This window comes from Methylobacterium aquaticum (assembly GCF_016804325.1).
Classification (GTDB): domain Bacteria; phylum Pseudomonadota; class Alphaproteobacteria; order Rhizobiales; family Beijerinckiaceae; genus Methylobacterium; species Methylobacterium aquaticum_C.
Genome location: NZ_CP043627.1, coordinates 6,292,178 through 6,311,767, shown reverse-complemented (window position 1 = coordinate 6,311,767; position 19,590 = coordinate 6,292,178). Strand labels below are relative to the sequence as shown.

Here is a 19,590-nt window from a genome sequence, read left to right as displayed (position 1 = left end):
AGCATAATGCCGATCGGGTCCGCGCAAACCTCCCGGACCGGAGGTATCTTGCCTCAGGGGGAGGGGGCCGACGCGGCGAGCCGCGCGACGAGGCGGCGGGCCACCTCCTCCTTGGGCAGGACCGGCCAGGTCTCGAGGCTGCCGTCGCGGCCGATCAGGTGGACGCTGTTGCGGTCGCCCCCCATCACGCCGGTGGCGGCCGAGACGTCGTTGGCGACGATGAGGTCGCAGCCCTTGCGGGCGATCTTGGCCCGGGCATGGGCGATCACGTCGGTGGTCTCGGCGGCGAAGCCCACCACGAGGGGCGGGCGCCCCTGCACCCGGCGCGCGATCGTCGCCAGGATGTCGGGATTCTCGGTGAGCGCGAGGGGAGGGGGCCGTCCGGTCCCTTCTTGATCTTCTCGTCGCCGAAGGCGACCGGGCGCCAGTCGGCGACGGCGGCGGCGAAGACCGCGATGTCGGCGGGCAGGGCCGCCTCCACCGCCGCCAGCATCTCGCGGGCGGTCTCGACCCGCACGACCGTGACGCCGGGGGGATCGGGCAGCGTCACCGGGCCCGAGACCAGGGTCACCCGGGCACCGGCCTCAGTGGCGGCGGCCGCGATGGCGTGTCCCTGCTTGCCCGACGAGCGGTTGGCCAGATAGCGCACCGGGTCGATCGGCTCGTGGGTCGGCCCGGAGGTGACGAGGAGGTGGCGGCCCGCGAGGGGCTTTTCGACCGGCGGCCCCGCCAGCAGCGCCTCGACCGCGTCGGCGATCTCGTCGGGCTCGGCCATCCGGCCGGGACCGGTCTCGGCCTCGGCCATCCGGCCGGTATTGGGCCCCACCACCGCGACGCCGTCGCCCTTGAGCAGGGCGAGATTGCGCTGCGTCGCCGGGTGCAGCCACATCCGCACATTCATCGCCGGCGCGATCAGGATCGGCAGGGTGGTGGCGAGCAGGACCGTCGAGGCGAGGTCCGGCGCGTGACCTCCCGCCATGCGGGCCAGCGTGTTGGCGGTGGCCGGCGCCACCACCACCGCGTCGGCGTCGCGGGCGAGCTTGATGTGGCCGATATCGGCTTCGTCGGCCCGGTCGAACAGGTCGGTATGGGCGCGCTGGCCGCTGAGCGCCGCGGCGGCGAGCGGGGTGACGAATTCCTGCGCGCCCTTGGTGAGCACGCAGCGCACCGAGGCGCCGCGCTCGCGCAGGCGCCGGATCAGGTCCAGCGACTTGTAGGCCGCGATGCCGCCCCCGATGACGAGGAGGATCCGTCTGCCGTCGAGGGCGCCCATCCCCGGCTACACCGTCACCTGGGTGCCGACCTCGACCACCCGCCCGGTCGGGATCTGGAAGAAGTCCGTCGCGTCGTTGGCGTTGCGGGCCAGCGTGATGAACACCCGGTCCTGCCACAAGGGCATGCCGGACTGCGCCGCCGGGCGGATCGAGCGCCGGGACAGGAAGAACGACGTCGCCATGATGTCGAACTTGAAGCCCTGCTTGCGCAGGAGCGCCAGGCCCTTCGGGATGTTCGGCGATTCCATGTAGCCGAACTTCATCACGACCTTCCAGAAATGCGGGCCCATCGGCTCGATCCGGACCCGGTCGGCGTCGTTGATGCGCGGCAGGTCGATGGTCTTGACCGTGAGCACGACGTTCTTCTCGTGCAGCACCTTGTTGTGCTTCAGGTTGTGCAGGAGGGCCGCCGGCGCGGTCTCGGGGTCGCTGGTGAGGAACACCGCCGTGCCGCGGACGTGGTGCGGCGGGCTCTTCTCCAGCATCGCCACGAGCTCGGTCAGCGGCACGTCGGTCTTGCGGGTCTTGTTGAACAGGATGGTGACGCCGCGCACCCAGGTCCACATCAGCAGCACGAGGCAGCCGGCGAGCAGCAGGGGCATGTAGCCGCCCTCGAACACCTTGAGCAGGTTGGAGGCCAGGAACAGCAACTCGACGGCGATGAACGGCACCATGACGGCGCCGGCCGCCAGCGGCGACCACTTCCAGACCCGCCACAGCACCAGGAAGGCGAGGCCGGCGGTGATCAGCATCGTGCCGGTGACGGCGATGCCGTAGGCCGAGGCGAGCGCCGAGGAGGAGCGGAACAGCACCACCAGGATCACCACGCCGACCATCAGCAGCGTGTTGATCTGCGGCAGGTAGATCTGGCCCGAATGCGATTCGGAGGTGTGGCGGATCTCGAGCCGCGGCAGCAGGCCCAGCTGCACCGCCTGGCGCGAGAGCGAGAAGGCGCCGGTGATCACCGCCTGGCTGGCGATGACGGTGGCGGCGGTGGCGAGCAGCACCATCGGCAGCAGGCCCCATTCGGGACGAGCTGGTAGAACGGATCGGTGACGTCGGGATTGGCCAGCACCAGGGCGGCCTGGCCGAGATAGTTGACCGCGAGCGCCGGCCCGACGAGGACGATCCACGCGGTCTGGATCGGCCGGCGGCCGAAATGGCCGAGATCGGCGAACAGGGCCTCGGCCCCGGTCACCGCCAGGAACACCGCGCCGAGCGCGACCAGCGCCCCGGTGCCGTGGCCGAGCAGGTAATGCACCGCGTGCCAGGGATTGAGCGCCCACAGCACCTGCGGGGTGCGGGCGATGTGCGGCAGGGCCGCCAGCATCAGCACCGAGAACCAGACCAGCATGATCGGGCCGAAGAACGTCGCCATCCGGGCGGTGCCCCGGCTCTGGACCAGGAACAGCGGCAGGATGATCGCGATGGTGATCGGCAGGACGTAATGGTCGAGGGCGGGGGTGACGAGCTTCAGGCCCTCCACCGCCGACAGGACCGAGATCGCCGGGGTGATGATCGCGTCGCCGTAGAACAGGGCGGCGCCGAACAGGCCCAGCATGAACACGATGTGCGAGCCGCCCAGCGCCTTGCGGGCGAGCGCCATCAGCGAGAGGATGCCGCCCTCGCCCTTGTTGTCCATCTGCAGGAGCAGCAGGACGTACTTGATGGTGACGATGAGGACGAGCGCCCAGAGCAGCAGCGAGACGGTGCCGAGCACCTCCTCGCCGGTCAGCACGCCGTCGGCCCTGCCCGGCGCCAGGGCCTCCCGGAAGGCGTAGAGCGGGCTCGTGCCGATGTCGCCGTAGACGACGCCGACCGAGCCGAGAAACAGGGTCCAGAAGCTCGCCTTGGCGTGGCCGTGGCCCTCGGCCTCGTCGACGCTGCCGGCCTTGGTCGGCGGGCCGCCGCTCTGCGGGGTGAGGCTGTCGGGCGGCGCGGCGGAGCCGTCCGTGGGTGCGGCTGACTGTGTCATGTCTGATCGGGGATGCGCCCGCGGGCGGCCGGAATTGCCGCCAAGCGCGCTGATGGGCAGGGTGGCGGGCTCGAATCCGTATCGGCCCGGCGCGTCCGCCGGGCCTGATTGTGGCAGGATTGTAGCACGGGCCCGGAGGGGCGCAAGGCGGTCCCCGCCTGCCCCGCCGGCAACCGGCCCTGCTGGTGTGCTTTACTCTGCGGCGCTGCGGCGGCCCAATCCGTCCTTGGTGCCTTGGCCGAAGCGGCGCTCGATGTAGTCGATGACGATGCCCTCGAAATCCTTGGCCAGCGTCGCGCCGCGCAGGGTCATCGCCTTCTTGCCGTCGATGAAGACCGGGGCGGTCGGGGTCTCGCCGGTGCCGGGCAGCGAGATGCCGATATCGGCGTGCTTCGACTCGCCCGGGCCGTTGACGATGCAGCCCATCACGGCGACGTTGAGGCCTTCCACGCCCGGATAGGTCTTGCGCCATTCCGGCATCGAGGTGGTGATCCAGTTCTGGATGTCGCGGGCGAGCTCCTGGAACACCGTGGAGGTGGTGCGGCCGCAGCCCGGGCAGGCGGCGACGAGCGGCACGAAGGTGCGGAAGCCCATCGTCTGGAGCAGTTCCTGGGCCACCTTCACCTCGACGGTGCGGTCGCCGCCGGGCTCCGGGGTGAGCGAGTAGCGGATCGTGTCGCCGATGCCTTCCTGGAGCAGCACGCCGATCGCCGCGGAGGCCGCCACGATGCCCTTGGTGCCCATGCCGGCCTCGGTCAGGCCGAGATGGATGGCGTAGTCGGAGCGGCGCGCCACCTCGCGGTAGACCGCGATCAGGTCCTGCACCGCCGAGACCTTGGCCGAGAGCACGATGCGCTCCTTGGGCAGGCCGATCTCCACCGCCCGGTCGGCGGAGAGCAGGGCGGACTGCACCATCGCCTCGCGCATCACCGCGCGGGCGTCGCGCGGACGCGCCGAGTTGGCGTTCTCGTCCATCATGTGGGTGAGGAGCGCCTCGTCGAGGGAGCCCCAGTTGGCGCCGATCCGCACCGCCTTGCCGTAGCGGGCCGCCTGCTCGACGATGGTGCCGAACTGCAGGTCCTTCTTCTCCTTGAAGCCGACATTGCCCGGGTTGATCCGGTACTTGGCCAGCGCCTCGGCGCAGGCCGGATGGTCGGTCAGGAGCTTGTGGCCGATATAGTGGAAGTCGCCGACCAGCGGCACGTGGACGCCGATGCGGTCCAGGCGCTCGCGGATCTTCGGCACGGCCGACGCGGCCTCGTCGCGGTCGACGGTGATGCGCACGACCTCGGAGCCGGCCCGGGCGAGGGCGGCCACCTGCGCCACCGTGGCGTCGATGTCGGCGGTGTCGGTGTTGGTCATCGACTGCACGACGATGGGGGCGCCGCCGCCCATCACCACCGCGCCCTCGCCCTCGCCGATCCGGACGCCGACGGTGCGGTGCCGGGGGCTCGGGCCGGCGATCTCGGGAGCGGCGTCCGCCGGGGCGGTCGCGGCGAGGGCTTCCATGGCTTCCATCGGATACCTTCGGGGTCGTTCGCTAGAGTCTTTGGGGTCGCATCAGTCGCGGCGTGACAACCGTCTAGAGCATTTCCGGGCGCGGTGGAAATCGCTTCGTTCGTGCCGAGAAACCCCGGTCCGATCAACGGCCTCGCGCCGGCCGGGCGCGGGACGCGGCCCGGAATGCCGCGACATCCTTGCCGTACCCCTGACCCGGAACCCCGTCGCGACCGCGTCGTCTTAGCTGATGGTGACGCGTGCCGGCGTCAAGCGCATGACGCTGTGCCGTCCGGCGCGACGTTGCGGCGCACCATTTGCTTTTGCAGTGCAGCACACCACATCCCCGGCATGACCGACATGATCCTACCCCAGCAAGCTGAGTCCGGCGGGGCGACGATCCCCGACGCGTCTCCCGAGCCCCCCGGCCACACGGCCTCCGGCCCGCATGCCGCCTCGGGTCCTCTCGGCCGCGGCCTCGCCGGCCCCCGGGCCGAGAAGCCGATCGCCCTGGCGCTCCAGGGCGGCGGCGCCCACGGCGCCTTCACCTGGGGCGTGCTCGACGCCCTGATCGAGGATGGCCGCCTCGCCTTCGAGGCGATGACCGGGGCGAGCGCCGGCGCGATGAACGCCGTCGTGATGGTCGATGGCTGGCTGCGCGGCGGCCCCGACGGGGCGCGCGAGCGCCTGGAGGCGTTCTGGCGCGAGGTCAGCCTCGATGCCGACCTGCCGCGGGCGCAGCAGAACGTCGTCGACGGGGTGCTGAGCTTCTGGAAGGCGACTCCGGTCGGGGCGTTCTGGAACGCTGTCGCCAGCCCGTACATGGCCAACCCGCTCAACATCAATCCGCTGAAGCGGGCGCTGGCCGACACGGTCGATTTCGAGGCCGTGCGCCGGGATGGTCCGGCCGACCTGTTCATCTCGGCCACCAACGTCTGGACCGGCAAGATGGCGGTGTTCGAGCGGCCGGACCTGACGATCGATCACCTGATGGCCTCGGCCTGCCTGCCGACGGTGTTCCAGGCGGTGGAGATCGACGGCGTGCCGCATTGGGACGGCGGCTATCTCGGCAACCCGCCGCTCTATCCGCTCTATCAAGGCTCCCGGTCCCCCGACATCCTGCTCGTCCAGATCAACCCGGTCGAGCGCCGCGAGACCCCCCGCAGCCCGTCCGAGATCCGCGACCGCCTCAACGAGATCACGTTCAACGGCAACCTGATGCGGGAATTGCGGGCGATCGACTTCATCGACGGCCTGATCGAGGAGGGCGTGCTCGGGCGCTCGAACGCCTACAAGCCGGTGCTCCTCCACCGCATCGACGGCAGCGGCGGCGCCCTCGACGACGCCTCGGCCTCCTCGCGGCTGCGGGCGCAGTGGCCGTTCCTGCTCCATCTGCGCGACGCCGGCCGCGAGGCCGCCAAGGCGTGGCTCGCGCAGAACTACGACGCGATCGGTCGGGAGAGCACCCTGGACCTGAAGGCGATGTATACCTGAGGGCGGCGGCCTGTCGGGTGCGTGTTTTTGATGGAAAGGGATGGCCCGGGTGAACCCCTCCCCCTCACCGGGCCAGCGGAGTCACACGACTTCTTTGAGAAGTAACTCTCTGAAAACGTACGCGCTTTCCCCTCCCCCTTGTGGGGAGGGGCTAGGGGTGGGGGTGGTGCCGCGTAGAGCGACACGGTGCCTCCTGCACCACCCCTACCTCCAGCTCCTCCCCACAAGGGGGGAGGAGCGCGCTACCTTTGATTGGGGAGGCATCGGACCGAGATGTGTGACTTCGCTTACCCGCAGAGGGGGGAAGGGGGAAAACCCGCGCCAGTCTTGTCCCAGAACAGCCCTGCCGCCCGCGGAGAGAGGCCCCCAGCTTTCTCAACCACGCCGCGCGGTCCCGCATCGACGCCGCCCCGCACCCCTGACATACAAGGCCGCGAGCCGGCCGATCCGGGCCGCTGACAAGATCTGACAAAAACACCCTGGGAGGTCCCCCCGATGTCGTTCCGCTCAACGGTCGCCGGCGCCGCCGGCTTGGCCTTGTCGCTGGCCCTGTCGCCGGCCCTGAGCCCGCCTGCGCTGGCGCAGGACACCAAGGCGCCGATCAAGATCGGGGTGCTCAGCGACATGAGCGGGCCCTTCGCCGACCAGGCGGGCACCGGATCGGTGGTCGCGGCCCAGCTCGCCGTCGAGGATTTCGCCAAGGAGGCCGGCGAGCTGAAGGTCGAGGTCGTCTCGGCCGATCACCAGAACAAGCCCGATATCGGTCTCGCCACCGCCCGGCGCTGGCTCGACCAGGACGGCGTCTCGACCATCGTCGACCTGCCGAACTCGGCCGTGGCACTGGCGGTCTCCAACCTGATGCGCGAGCGCCACCGGGTCGCCCTGGCCTCCAGCGCGCTGACCTCCGACCTCACCGGCAAGGCCTGCGCGCCGACGACCGTGCAGTGGGTCTCGGATACCTGGGCCCAAGGGTCGGCCACCGCGCGGGCCATCGCCGGCCGCGGCCTCAAGTCGTGGTACTTCGTCACCGTCGATTACGCGCTGGGCCACGCCCTCGAGCGCGATGCCACCGTGGCGCTGAAGGCGGCCGGCGGCAGCGTGAAGGGGTCGAGCAAGCACCCGCTCAATGCCGGCGACTTCGCCTCGCCGCTGCTCTCGGCGCAAGGCTCGGGCGCCCAGGTCCTGGCGCTCGCCGATACCGGCGCCGACATGATCAACGCCGTCAAGCAGGCGGCGGAGTTCGGGGTGATGCCCGAGATGCGGCTCGCCGCCCTGTTCGTGCAGCTTTCCGACATCCATGCGCTCGGCCTCAAGGCGGCGCAGGGGCTCCAGCTCGCCAGCGCCTTCTACTGGGACCGCACCGACGGCACCCGCGCCTTCGCCAAGCGCTTTGCCGAGCGCATGAACGGCCGCATGCCGACCGAGAACCATGCCGGCGTCTATTCCTCGACGCTCGCCTACCTGAAGGCGGTGCGCGACACCGGCACGATCGAGGGCGAGAAGGTGGTGGCGGCGATGCGCGAGAAGCCGATCGACGATCCGCTCTTCGGCGCCGTGACCGTGCGCCAGGACGGCCGCGCCGTCCACGACCTGTTCCTGTTCGAGGTCAAGGCGCCGGCCGACAGCAAGGGCCCGTACGATTACTACAAGCTGATCTCGACCGTGCCGGGCGACCAGGCGTTCCGGCCGATGGCCGAAGGTGGCTGCCCGCTGGTGAAGTAGCCGGGAGCCTCGTCCGACGAAGTGGAGACCGGTTCGTCGGACGAGAGTGCTGGAAATCGAAGACTTGGAGCAGCGACCGATTGCGGCGCCATGCGACATGCTGGACGGTCGATCCGCGGCATCGGATCTTCCCACCCTCCACCTCAGGATGAGGCCGCGGGTAGGAGGGGTCGGAGCCGCGCGTTAACGGCCCTGTTTTGTCCCTTGTCGCTGCACGATCGGGCGCTGCTTCAAGAACCTCGACATCGGCGGGGCTCCGACCCAGATCATGAGTTCGCGCTCCTGTCAGGCCCTGCCGAAAGTCCCGCCCATGTCCGACGCCGTCCTGACCCTCAACGACGGGAAGCGCATCCCCCAGCTCGGCTTCGGGGTGTGGCGGCTCTCCGACGAGGAGGCCCCGGCGATCGTCGGGGCCGCCTTCGAGGCGGGCTACCGCTCGATCGACACCGCGGCGATGTACGGCAACGAGGCCGGCATCGGCCGCGCCATCGCGGCGTCCGGGCTGAAGCGGGACGAGATCTTCGTCGCCACCAAGGTCTGGAACGACCGCCACGGCTTCGACGAGACCCTGCGGGCCTGCGACGAATCCTTGAGTCGTCTCGGCCTCGACCATGTCGATCTCTACCTCGTCCACTGGCCGGTGCCGCAGCGCGATGCGTATGTGGACACCTGGCGCGCCCTGATGCGCCTGCGCGAGGATGGCCGCGCCCGCTCGATCGGCGTCTGCAACTTCACGGTCGAGCACCTGACGCGCGTGATCGACGCCACCGGCTCGACGCCCTCGGTCAATCAGGTCGAGCTGCATCCGCGCTTCCAGCAGACCGCGTTGCGCGCCTTCCACGCCGAGGCCGCCATCGTGACCGAGGCCTGGGCGCCGCTCGGCCGCGGCGACGTGCTCGACGATCCCGCCATCCGGGCCATCGCCGGGAAGCACGGCCGCAGCCCGGCCCAGATCGTCCTGCGCTGGCACCTGCAGAACGGCGTCGTGGCGATCCCCAAATCGGCGACGCCGTCCCGCATCCGCGAGAACCGGGAGATCGGGGATTTTGCCCTCGATGCCGACGATCGCGCCCGCCTCGGCGCCCTCGACGATCCGGCCGGGCGGATGGGGCCCGATCCGGACACGTTTGGCGCGTGACCGCGGCTTGATCGCGGGAGCCGGGCGGGCTTACGCTGGCCGCTCCCCCGAATGTCGAAGAGGCATCCCGTGAGCGGCCGCACGCCCCCCGAGACCCGCGCCGCCTACCGGCGCTTCGTGCCGATCACCACCCGCTGGGCCGACAACGACGTCTACGGCCACGTCAACAACGTGGTCTATTACGCCTTCTTCGACACGGCGGTGAACAGCGTGCTGATCGCCGACGGGGCCCTCGACATTGCGAACAGCCCGGTGATCGGCCTCGTGGTCGAGACCGGTTGCCGCTACTTCCGCTCGATGGCGTTTCCCGACCGGGTCACCGCCGGAATTCGGGTCGCGCATCGCGGCAATTCGAGCGTGCGCTACGAGGTCGGGCTGTTTCGCAACGACGACGCGGACGCCGCGGCGCAAGGCCACTTCGTCCACGTCTATGTCGACCGCGCGACGCAGCGTCCGGTGCCGCTGCCCGAGGCGCTGCGGCGGGTGCTGGAGCCGCTGGCACCGCTCGGCCGTCCGGAGACCGAAAACGGCGCCGGCTCCCCCTCTCCCCGCGGGCGGGGAGAGGCCTGAGGTCCGACGGGGCCCAGGAAGCCCTCGCGGCGAACCGCAGGTTCGCCGCGAGGCTGGAGGGGGCCGGAGGAGCCCCACTCGTCGAGACCCCTCGCCCTCGCCCTCGCTCCGGCTTGCGCCTCCGCTTGCTGTGTCTCCTGAACGGAGAGGCAGCCCTCCTCTGTCCGCTTGCCCGGCAAAGCCCCGGGCGCGGACCGTTCACGCTCCCGCTTCGCGATCCGCGAGTTGGCCGCCGCCTTGGCGACCGGACATCGTCGTCTCGCGGTGGGTGGCGCCGGCCTGCCTGATCGCCACCTGAGCGTGGTACCCGATGGATCCGTCCTTGCGCTTGCGCTCGACCATGGTTCCCGCGATGCCCGCACGCGCGGTACAGCATGGGTCCGCGACGTGCCGGATTGCTGTACTTTCGACAACAAACCGGCTCAAAACGCCGGAAACGCCTTCAAGTCGGATAGCGCGAGGGTCGCATCAGGTGGCTGCCATGGTTGAAAAAACGAGCGGTTTCAGTCCTTGGCGCTTTTCGATCGCACCGATGATGGACTGGACCGACCGCCACTGCCGGGCGTTCCACCGCACCCTCTCGGCCCGCGCGCTCCTCTACACCGAGATGGTGACGACAGGCGCGGTGCTGCACGGGCCGCGGGAGCGGCTGATCGGGTTCGATGCGGGCGAGCATCCGGTGGCGATCCAGCTCGGCGGGTCGGATCCCGCCGACCTCGCGTCCGCCGCGCGCATCGCTGAGGAGTTCGGCTACCGCGAGGTGAACCTCAATGTCGGCTGCCCCTCGGACCGGGTGCAGGACGGGCGCTTCGGCGCCTGCCTGATGCGCGAGCCGGCCCTCGTCGGCGACTGCGTCGCCGCCATGAAGGCGGCGGTCTCGGTGCCGGTGACGGTGAAGTGCCGCATCGGCGTCGACGACCAGGATCCGGACGCCGCGCTCGACGCGCTGACCGCGTCGGTCCGGGCGGCCGGCGTCGACGCGCTGATCGTGCATGCCCGCAAGGCCTGGCTCAAGGGCCTGTCGCCGAAGGAGAACCGGGACATCCCGCCCCTCGATTACGGCCGGGTCCACCGATTGAAGGCCGCGAATCCCGATCTTCCGGTCGCCCTCAACGGCGGCTTGCAGGACCTCGCGACCGCCAAGGCCGAGCTCGATCCGGCGGACGGCATCGCCCTCGACGGGGTGATGCTCGGCCGCGCGGCCTATGCCGAGCCGTCCCTGCTCATCGGCGTCGATCCCGACCTGTTCGGCGCGCCGGCGCCGGTGGCCGATCCGTTCGCGGCGATCGAAGCCTACGAGCCCTACATCGCGAGGCGGCTCGAAGAGGGCCTGCGCCTGCACGCCATGACCCGGCACATGCTCGGCCTGTTCAACGGCCGGCCCGGGGCGCGGCCGTATCGCCGCCACCTCTCGGTCGCCGGCACCCGGCCGGATGCCGGCCTGCACACCCTGCGGGAGGCGGTGGCATTCGTCTCCCGGGAGCTCGCGGACGCGGCCGCCTGAGGATCGAGGCCAGGCTCCAGCTTGGCAGCCGGCCGGCCTGCGGGCATGGTCCGGTTCCGAACGCCTGTGCCCGAGGGAATGACGGACCGGATGATCGCACTCGATGACGGCGCCGCGGGCCCGCTCGGCGCCCATTTCGACGGGCGCGGGGTCAATTTCGCGCTGTTCTCCGCCCACGCGACGGCGGTGGACCTCTGCCTGTTCGACCCCACGGGACGGGTGCAGACCGACGTGGTCCGCCTGTCGCGCCGCACCGACGACGTCTGGCACGGCTATCTCTCGGGCGTGCTGCCGGGCCAGCTCTACGGCTACCGGGTCCACGGGCCCTGGGAGCCGGGGCGCGGCCACCGCTTCAACCCGCACAAGCTCCTCCTCGATCCGTACGCCCGCGAGATCCACGGCCGGGTGCGCTGGCACGACGCGCTCTATCCCTATCGCCGCGGCGGCCACCGCGAGGACGCCCTCGACCGGCGCGACAGCGCCCCGATGATGCCGAAGGGCGTGGTCACTGCGCCGGAGGCCCCCGTCCACGACGATCCGCCCCTGCGCCATCCCCTCGTCGACAGCGTGATCTACGAGGCGCATGTCCGGGCCCTGACCCAGACCCATCCGGGCGTGCCCTTGCCCTGGCGCGGGTCCTACGCGGCGCTGGGCCACCCGGCGATCGTCGATCACCTCGTGCGCCTCGGCGTCACGGCGATCGAATTGCTGCCGATCCAGGCCTTCGTCGACGACCGCTTCCTGGTCGAGAAGGACCTGACCAACTTCTGGGGCTACTCGCCGCTCAACTATTTCTCGCCCGAGCCGCGCTATCTCGGGCCGGCGGGCGCCGCGGGCTTGAAGAGCGCGATCCGCCAGCTCCACGCCGCCGGCATCGAGGTGCTGGTCGACGTGGTCTACAACCACACCTGCGAGGGCGACCATACCGGGCCGAGCCTGTCGTTCCGCGGCATCGACAATGCCAGCTACTACAAGCTGAACCCCGAGGATCCGCGCCGCGACGTCGACTGCACGGGCTGCGGCAACACCCTCGACGTGGCCGTGCCGCGGGTGATGCAGATGGTGCTCGATTCCTTGCGCCACTGGGTCGAGGCGTACCGGATCGACGGGTTCCGGTTCGATCTCGCCTCGAGCCTCGCCCGCGCGCCGCACGACTTCACCCCCCGGGCTGCCGTGCTCCAGGCGATGGCGCAGGACCCGGTCCTGTCCCGGGTCAAGCTCATCGCCGAGCCGTGGGACATCGGCATGGGCGGCTACCAGCTCGGCGGCTTCCCCGTCGGCTGGAGCGACTGGAACGACCAGTTCCGCGACGCCGCCCGCGGCTTCTGGCGGGGTGATTCCGGCCAGTTGCCGAAGCTGACCCAGGGGCTCACCGGCTCCAAGGAGATCTTTTCCGCGTCGGGCCGGGGGCCGTCGGCCAGCATCAACTTCATCGCCTCGCATGACGGCTACACGCTCGCCGACGTCGTCGCCTACGAGGAGAAGCACAACGAGGCCAACGGCGAGGGCAACCGCGACGGCCACGGCCACAACGTCTCGCGCCATTACGGCGTCGAGGGCCGACCGACGATCCGGCGATCCTGGGCGTGCGGGCGCGCCAGAAGCGCAACCTGCTCGCCACGATCCTGCTGGCGCAGGGCGTGCCGATGCTGCTGATGGGCGACGAGCGCTCGCGCAGCCAGGGCGGCAACAACAACGCCTATTGCCAGGACAACGCCACCTCCTGGGTCGATTGGGAGAATGACGGCGGCGACCCCGCGCTCACCGAGTTCGTGCGCCATCTCCTGGCGCTACGCCGCGACCACCGGGCTTTGCGGCGCCGGAAATTCCTCACCGGCGAGACCGTGGCGGCGGGCGGCCTCAAGGACGTGCACTGGCTCTCGCCCTGCGGCGCCGAGATGGATGCCGCCGCCTGGGGCGAGGCCGAGCGCCGCGCCTTCGGCATGCAGATCGGCAACGATGCGCCCGACGGGCGCCGCCTGCTGATCCTCGCCAATGCGGGCGAGGCGCCGATCGACTTCCAGCTCGCCAAGGTCATCGGCGGGCCGTGGACGCCGCTCTTCGACACGACGGTGCCGGATGGACGGCCGGTCGCCCGGGAGGCGGTGCGCGCCGGCGGGATGGTGCGTCTGTCGGAGCGCGCGCTCCTGGTGCTGGCGCGGACCACCCGCGGGGCGAAGGGTGGGGCGGCGTGATACCGAGCAGGCGCGCCACGCCTTGGCCCGGACGGTCCTGCGCCGAGGGGGATAAGAGTTCGTCGTCTTATACCAATGGCCCAAGATGCTGACGCATCGGGCCATTGAGCCATCTTGAATTTTCTATGCCAAGCCAGAGGCTTGACAAAAATTCGAGAACGGAACCAAAGGTCGTTTCCAACAACCGTTGGTATTACGCCCGCCGCTGCCCCGTCTCCTTCGCGACGAACCCCTCCAGGATCTTGTCCAAGGTCAGCGGATAATCCCGGATGCGAATGCCCGTCGCGTTGTAGACCGCATTCGCCACCGCCGCCCCGGCGCCGCAGATGCCGAGTTCCCCCAGGCCCTTGCTCTTCAGCGGGTTCGCCTTGTCGTCGAGCTCGGGCAGGAACACCGCGTCGATCTCCGGCAGGTCGGCATGGACCGGCACGTGGTACTCGGCGAGGTCGTGGTTGACGAAGCTGCCGGTGCGCGGATCGACCTCGATCGCCTCCATCAGCGCGGCGCCGACGCCGAACACCATGCCGCCGATCGCCTGCGAGCGGGCGGTCTTGGGGTTGAGGATGCGCCCGCCGGTGAACACGCCGAGCATCCGCCGCAGCCGGATCTCGCCGGTATCCGCATCGACCCCGACCTCGGCGAAATGCGCGCCGTAGGAATACTGCGAGAACTTCTTCTCGTTCTCGCCAGGCTTGATCTCGCCCTCGGCCTCGAGACCCGGCCCGATCAGGTCGCGCAACGAGGCCGTGCGGTTGCCCGAGGTGATCCGGTTATCCGCGAAGACGGCGTTGTCGGGGTTCAGGTCGGTCTTCGCCAGGAGCTGCCGGCGCAGATCCTCGCAGGCCATGTAGAGCGCCGAACCCGACGAGGCGGCGCCGAACGATCCGCCGGAGCCCGACGACATCGGATCGGCGGTGTCGCCGAGGATCATCCGCACCTCCGAGACCTTCACGCCCAGCATCTCGGCGGCGATCTGGCTCAGGATCGTGTAGGTGCCGGTGCCGATATCGGTCATCGCCATGCGGGCGGTGAGCGTCCCGTCGGGGGCGAGGCGCACCCGGGCCTTGGCCGGCTGGAGCGGGTTGAGCCGGGCCGCCGCCGCGACGCCGGTGCCGACCATCCACTGGCCGTCGCGCACCGAAGCGGGCTTGGGGTTGCGCGCGTCCCAGCCGAAGCGGCGCGCGCCCTCCTTCAGGCAGGGCACGAGCTGGCGGGTCGAGAACGGGACGTGCTTTTCCGGGTCCTGCGCCGGCTCGTTGCGGATGCGCAGCTCGATCGGATCGAGGGCCAGGGCCTCGGCCAGTTCGTCCATGGCGCATTCGAAGGCCAGCATCCCGACCGCCTCGCCCGGCGCCCGCATCGAGGAGGCGGGCAGCAGGTTGAGGTTGGCCAGGCGATGCGCCGTCAGGCGGTTCGGCGCCGCGTAGAGCGAGCGGGTGACGTTGGCCGAGGTCTCGAAGAAGCTGTCGCCGGGGGCGGTGTCGGACCAGGATTCGTGGGCGATGGCCGTGAGCTTGCCGTCCCGGTCGGCGCCGAGGCGGACCCGCTGCACCGTGCCGGAGCGCCGCGTCGTCGTGGTGAAGACCTGCTGGCGGGTGAGCGCGACCTTCACCGGCCGGCCGTCGAGGTTCTTCGAGGCCAGCGCCGCCAGGATCGCGTCGGCCTGCGGCTGGAGCTTGCCGCCGAAGCCGCCGCCGACGAAGCGGCTGATCAGCCGGACATTGTCCTTCGGTAGCTTGAACACCGAGGCCAGCGCGTCCTGGCCGCGATTCGGCATCTGGTTGGCGGTGATCAGCGTGACCTTGTCGCCCTCCCAGGCCGCGATCGTGGCGTGCGGCTCCATCATCGCGTGGCTCTGCACCGGGGTGGTGTAGCGCGCATCGATCCTGACCGGGGCCGCGGCGAAGCCGGCCTCGAAATCGCCGAGGGACGAATCCGGCGGCGTCCGCGCCTTCTCGGGCTTCTTCGCCGCCTGGAGCGCATCGGCGAGGACGTAAGATCCGGCCTGCTCGTCGTAAGTCACCCGGATGGCGGCCGCCGCGGCGCGGGCCTCCTCGAAACTCTCGGCCACCACCAGCGCGACCGGCTGGCCTTGATGCCTGATCTCGGTGCCGGTCAGCAGCGGGCCGACCTGCTCCTTCTTCTCGCCCTGCGGCGGCACGTTGCGGTGGGTCAGCACGTGGACGACGCCCGGCATCCGCTCGGCGGCGGCCGTGTCGATCTCGCGGATGCGACCCTTCGCGATCGTCGCCGTGACGACGAAGCCGTAACCGGGATTCTGCATCTCCCGGCTCTCGTAGGCGTAAGGAGCGCGGCCGGCGACCTTGAGCGGGCCGTCGACCCGGTCGATCGGCTGGCCCACCGGGCCGTCGGGATGCGTGTCGAGGGGCGTGACGCCGATCGGCTGGCTCATGTCCATGGCTGTTCTCCGATTCGGGCGATCAAGCGCGCATCGCGTCCGCGACCGCGGCCGCGAGGGTGCGCTTGGCGAGCGGGATCTTGAAGTCGTTGGCGCCGTAGCCGCGGGCGCCCTTCAGGGCCGCCTCGCCGGCGGCACCGACGCCCTCGCCGACCAGGGCGGCTTCGGCTTCCGCCACCCGCCAGGGCTTGGGGGCGAGGCCGCCGAAGGCGAGGCGGGCCGAGCGGATCGTGTTTCCGTCGGCCTCGATCACCGCCGCGACCGAGACCAGGGCGAAGGCGTAGGACGCCCGGTCGCGGACCTTGCGGTAGACGTGGCGGCCCTTCACCGGCGCCGGCAGGGTCACGGCGGTGATGATCTCGCCGGGGCTCAAGGTGGTCTCGATCTCCGGCGTGTCGCCGGGCAGGCGGTGCAGATCGGCGATCGGACGCTTCCGCTCGGTGCCGTCCGGCGTCACGGTCTCGACCGTGGCGTCGAGCGTCCGCATGGCGACCGCCATGTCGGACGGGTGGGTGGCGATGCACTGGTCGGAGGTACCGACCACCGCCAGGATGCGGTTGAACCCTCCGATCGCCGAGCAGCCCGAACCCGGCTGGCGCTTGTTGCACGGCGTCGCGGTGTCGTAGAAATACGGGCAGCGGGTGCGCTGGAGCAGGTTGCCGGCGGTGGTCGCCTTGTTGCGCAACTGGCCCGAGGCCCCGGCCAGCAATGCCCGCGAGAGCACGCCGTAATCGCGCCGGACCCGCTCGTCGGCGGCGAGATCGGAATTGCGCACCATCGCGCCGATGCGCAGGCCGCCATCCTGGGTCGCCTCGATCCGGTCGAGCGGCAGGCGGTTGACGTCGACGAGGTGGGTCGGCGTCTCGATCTGGAGCTTCATCAGGTCGAGGAGGTTGGTGCCCCCGGCGATGAAGCGGGCATTCGGCTGCCCGGCGACGGCCTTGGCGGCCTCCGCCACGCTGGCGGGGCGCTCGTAGGTGAAAGCCTTCATGGGTCGCCCCCTCAGAGCCGGGTCGGGGCGCCGCCGGCATCCCGGATCGCCGCGACAATGTTCGGATAGGCGGCGCAGCGGCAGATGTTGCCGCTCATCCGCTCGCGGATTTCCGCGTCGCTCAAGGATACCGGGGCGGTGAGGTCCTGCGTCACGGTGCTGGGCCAGCCGGCCTTGGCCTCGCTGAGCATCCCGGCGGCCGAGCAGATCTGGCCCGGCGTGCAGTAGCCGCACTGGAAACCGTCATGCTTGACGAAGGCGGCCTGGAGCGGGTGCAGGCGGTCGCCCTCGGCCAGGCCCTCGATGGTCCGGATCTCGTCGCCCTCGTGCATCACGGCGAGCGTCAGGCAGGCATTGATCCGTCGGCCGTTCACCAGCACCGTGCAGGCGCCGCACTGGCCGTGGTCGCAGCCCTTCTTCGAGCCGGTGAGGCCGATGCGCTCGCGGAGCGCATCGAGGAGCGTGGTGCGCGGATCGAGATCGAGGGGCCGGGCCTCGCCGTTGACCTGGAGGGTCACGGGCAGGCGGGGCGTCGCCGCCTCGGCGGCGAGGGCCGGTGGCGCGTGCGGGGCCGGCGAGGGCGCGGCCTGGACCCGGCCGGCAAAGCCCAGCACGGCCGCCGCGGCGACGCCGCTCTCCAGAACGCTCCGGCGCGTCAGGCGCGGCGCGGAATCGGATGTGTCCATGGTGCCTCCCGGCCGAACGAGGTAGCGGCGCGAAGGCGCCTGCGCCGGCTCGGCCGTTGGGCCGCGACGCGATCGCTCACCAAACGTTTCGGAGGGTGGACAGGTCCCGGCCAGGGCCTGGGTGCGGCATCGCGTGCTGAGCCGGCACCTCTCGGAGTGCAATCCCACGAGGAGATCTGTGCCACCCGCTTATCATCTGGCGGATGGTCGTTGACCTAGAGCACTTCACGATCGCGTTGCAATCGCGAAGCTCTCTAGGTCGTTGATTTTGCCGCATTTTCTGCGACGAACCGGTATCCACTTCGTCGGAAAATGTTCTAGCGTCATGTGATTGTATGGCCGGCAAATCATCGAGGGCGGATCGTGCGGTTCGAATGGGATTCCGCCAAGGCTCGCAGCAACATCGTCAAGCACGGCGTGTCCTTCGACGCTGCGATGGCGGTTTGGGACGACCCGCTCCACGTCATCGTGCAGATCGCATCGAGGCGGGCGAGCAGCGCTGGCACGCGCTCGGGATGGTGGGAGCGGTGGCAATTCTCGTCGTGGTTCACACGTATCCGGATCCGGATGACGATTGTATCATCCGCATCATCGGAGCCCGGCGCGCGACCAGCCATGAAAGGAGGCGCTATGAGCAGGACGGCGCTGAGCGCGGAGGAACTGGAGCGGTTGGCAGCCCTCGCGGCCCGGCCGGATCATGAGATCGACACCGACGATATCCCCGAGGCGCCCGCCGAGAATTGGCGTGAGGCGCGCCGGGGTTTGGGCCACTCTCCCATGGAACGAGCAATGACGATCCCTATCGATGGCGATGTCGTGTCGTGGTTCAAGCGGCACGCCTCTGACGTCGGGTATCAGGCCGAAATCAATCGCGTGCTGCGCCGCTACGTCGACGAGGCCGTGAAACGCTCCGCTTGACGGCGCGTCACGACCGGAAGATCCGCGTATATTGCGTCTCGTGCCGGAACGAGCCGAGATCGAGCCGTATCGTCGCGGTCCCGGCCTCGTCGAGGGGCAGATCCTGCACCGCCCGCGCCAACGCTGCGGCCCGGGGCATCAGGGCGGCGACCACCCGCGTGCCGGCGGTCTGGCCGACGGGGGCGAGGCGCAAGGATGCCGAGACGAGGTTCTGCAGGAAAGCCGCCAGATAGGCCGCCAGCACCGTGCCGCATTCGAGCCCATGCGCACCTGCGGCGGCGCCGACGGCCACCGGGTAGGCCACCGGCCCGTCGAGATGCGGGGCGAGACCCGCGAGGCGCGGCACGTCCCAGGCGGCGCGGGTCGCGTCGAGGAAGGAGCGGCCCTGCTGACTGGTCTCGAGGTGCAGCTCCCGCGAGGGGCTGAACGCCAGGGCGAGGTCGTTGACCGCCGCCAGCTTTTCGGAATCCCCCGCCGCCGCGGCCCGGTGGGCGTGGGCGGCCAGGATCGCGTCGCTGCGGCCGGCCCCGTGCTCCAGCACGTCGGCGAGCCAGTCCCGCAAGCTCGCCTCGTCGCGCACGTCGCCGGCCTCCACCGCCCATTCGAGGCCGTGCGAATAGGCGTAGGCCCCCACCGGATAGCCCGGGGAGAGCCAGGCGAGCAGCATCAGGGCGTCCGGAACCCGTTCAGCCATGGGAATGGTCGTGCCCATGGTCATGGTGATGGTGCCCGTGACCGTGGTCGTGAGAATGCCCGCCCGCATAGGCCCCGCCCTCGGGCCGGAACGGCCGTTCCACCGGGGTCGCGCTGCCGCCCAACCCCTCGACCATGGCCGCGAGCACGTGGTCGTGGGCGATCCAGAGCGCGTCCGGGCCGATCTCGGCCGGGATGTGCCGGTTGCCGATGTGCCAGATCAGCCGCTTGAGGGCGTGGTCGGTCGGCGCCCGGATCTCCAGCAGGCGCTCGGGCGCCGCCTCGACCCAGATGAGCCGGCCATCCTCGAGCCTCAGCGCGTCGCCGTCGTCGAGCACCACGGGCTCCGGCAGATCGAGCAGGAAGGTAAGGCCGCCGACCCCCCGCATCGCCATGCGGCGGCGGTGGCGGTCGCCGGAATCGAGCACGATGCGGTCGACGATCTCGCCGGAGCCGAGGGCGTCGCGGCGGATGACGCGGGTGGCGCGGATCATGGGGGACGGAAACCGCCTTT

13 protein-coding genes and 3 pseudogenes are annotated in these 19,590 nt (G+C 70.4%); 7 read left to right on the top strand and 9 right to left on the bottom strand.

Going from position 1 to position 19,590, the window contains the following annotated elements; all coding sequences use genetic code 11:
- Positions 1-53: 53 nt before the first annotated feature.
- The 3 genes and pseudogenes from coaBC to ispG form a co-directional block, all read right to left on the bottom strand.
- Positions 54-1,273, bottom strand: a pseudogene (gene coaBC / locus F1D61_RS29080) (bifunctional phosphopantothenoylcysteine decarboxylase/phosphopantothenate--cysteine ligase CoaBC).
- A 6-nt stretch (positions 1,274-1,279) separates the two neighbouring features.
- Positions 1,280-3,249 (bottom strand): annotated as a pseudogene (locus F1D61_RS29075) (potassium transporter Kup).
- Positions 3,250-3,441: 192 nt separating this feature from the next.
- Positions 3,442-4,767: a flavodoxin-dependent (E)-4-hydroxy-3-methylbut-2-enyl-diphosphate synthase gene (gene ispG / locus F1D61_RS29070; protein ID WP_203155523.1), complete on the bottom strand. Its 1,326-nt coding sequence runs from the start codon at positions 4,765-4,767 to the stop codon at positions 3,442-3,444.
- A 330-nt stretch (positions 4,768-5,097) separates the two neighbouring features.
- Between ispG and F1D61_RS29065 the strand changes: the two genes are divergently transcribed.
- The 4 genes from F1D61_RS29065 (at position 5,098) to F1D61_RS29050 (ending at position 9,670) form a co-directional block, all read left to right on the top strand.
- Positions 5,098-6,240 carry a patatin-like phospholipase family protein gene (locus F1D61_RS29065; protein WP_432443185.1) on the top strand — a complete coding sequence of 381 codons (1,143 nt, stop codon included), beginning with the start codon at positions 5,098-5,100 and terminating at the stop codon, positions 6,238-6,240.
- 495 nt (positions 6,241-6,735) lie between these two features.
- Positions 6,736-7,962 (top strand): ABC transporter substrate-binding protein, encoded by a 1,227-nt coding sequence (locus F1D61_RS29060; RefSeq protein WP_203155521.1) that lies wholly within the window; start codon positions 6,736-6,738, stop codon positions 7,960-7,962.
- A gap of 310 nt (positions 7,963-8,272) precedes the next feature.
- Entirely contained in the window at positions 8,273-9,100 is an 828-nt protein-coding gene (locus tag F1D61_RS29055) for an aldo/keto reductase (RefSeq protein ID WP_203155520.1), read from the top strand.
- Between the two features lie 51 nt (positions 9,101-9,151).
- A complete protein-coding gene (locus tag F1D61_RS29050; RefSeq protein ID WP_203155519.1) occupies positions 9,152-9,670 on the top strand; it encodes an acyl-CoA thioesterase in 519 nt (172 codons plus the stop codon).
- Positions 9,671-9,868: 198 nt separating this feature from the next.
- Here F1D61_RS29050 and F1D61_RS29045 read toward each other — a convergent pair whose 3' ends face one another.
- Positions 9,869-10,012, bottom strand: a complete 144-nt coding sequence (locus tag F1D61_RS29045; protein ID WP_203155518.1) for a hypothetical protein — start codon at positions 10,010-10,012, stop codon at positions 9,869-9,871.
- Between the two features lie 139 nt (positions 10,013-10,151).
- Here F1D61_RS29045 and dusA point away from each other — a divergent pair, with 139 nt between their 5' ends.
- Positions 10,152-11,174, top strand: coding sequence for a tRNA dihydrouridine(20/20a) synthase DusA (gene dusA, locus F1D61_RS29040; RefSeq protein ID WP_203155517.1), 1,023 nt, complete (start codon positions 10,152-10,154; stop codon positions 11,172-11,174).
- 90 nt (positions 11,175-11,264) lie between these two features.
- Positions 11,265-13,369: pseudogene (gene glgX, locus F1D61_RS29035) on the top strand (glycogen debranching protein GlgX).
- Between the two features lie 193 nt (positions 13,370-13,562).
- On the opposite strand, the gene F1D61_RS29030 reads toward glgX, so the two are convergent.
- Genes F1D61_RS29030 through F1D61_RS29020 form a run of 3 tightly spaced genes read right to left on the bottom strand, consistent with a single transcriptional unit; the run spans position 13,563 to position 17,465 of the window.
- A complete protein-coding gene (locus tag F1D61_RS29030; RefSeq protein ID WP_203155516.1) occupies positions 13,563-15,788 on the bottom strand; it encodes a xanthine dehydrogenase family protein molybdopterin-binding subunit in 2,226 nt (741 codons plus the stop codon).
- A gap of 22 nt (positions 15,789-15,810) precedes the next feature.
- Complete coding sequence (locus tag F1D61_RS29025) at positions 15,811-16,779, bottom strand: FAD binding domain-containing protein (protein ID WP_203155514.1); 969 nt, start codon at positions 16,777-16,779, stop codon at positions 15,811-15,813.
- Positions 16,780-16,790: 11 nt separating this feature from the next.
- Positions 16,791-17,465 carry a 2Fe-2S iron-sulfur cluster-binding protein gene (locus F1D61_RS29020; protein ID WP_203155512.1) on the bottom strand — a complete coding sequence of 225 codons (675 nt, stop codon included), beginning with the start codon at positions 17,463-17,465 and terminating at the stop codon, positions 16,791-16,793.
- Between the two features lie 363 nt (positions 17,466-17,828).
- Between F1D61_RS29020 and F1D61_RS35475 the strand changes: the two genes are divergently transcribed.
- Positions 17,829-18,383: a BrnT family toxin gene (locus tag F1D61_RS35475; RefSeq protein WP_246775594.1), complete on the top strand. Its 555-nt coding sequence runs from the start codon at positions 17,829-17,831 to the stop codon at positions 18,381-18,383.
- Positions 18,384-18,390: 7 nt separating this feature from the next.
- On the opposite strand, the gene F1D61_RS29005 is transcribed toward F1D61_RS35475, so the two are convergent.
- Both F1D61_RS29005 and F1D61_RS29000 read right to left on the bottom strand, forming a co-directional pair.
- Positions 18,391-19,101, bottom strand: a complete 711-nt coding sequence (locus F1D61_RS29005; protein ID WP_432443184.1) for an urease accessory protein UreF — start codon at positions 19,099-19,101, stop codon at positions 18,391-18,393.
- Positions 19,070-19,570 carry an urease accessory protein UreE gene (locus F1D61_RS29000; RefSeq protein WP_203155506.1) on the bottom strand — a complete coding sequence of 167 codons (501 nt, stop codon included), beginning with the start codon at positions 19,568-19,570 and terminating at the stop codon, positions 19,070-19,072. Before F1D61_RS29000 ends, F1D61_RS29005 begins: the two co-directional genes overlap by 32 nt.
- Positions 19,571-19,590: the final 20 nt, after the last annotated feature.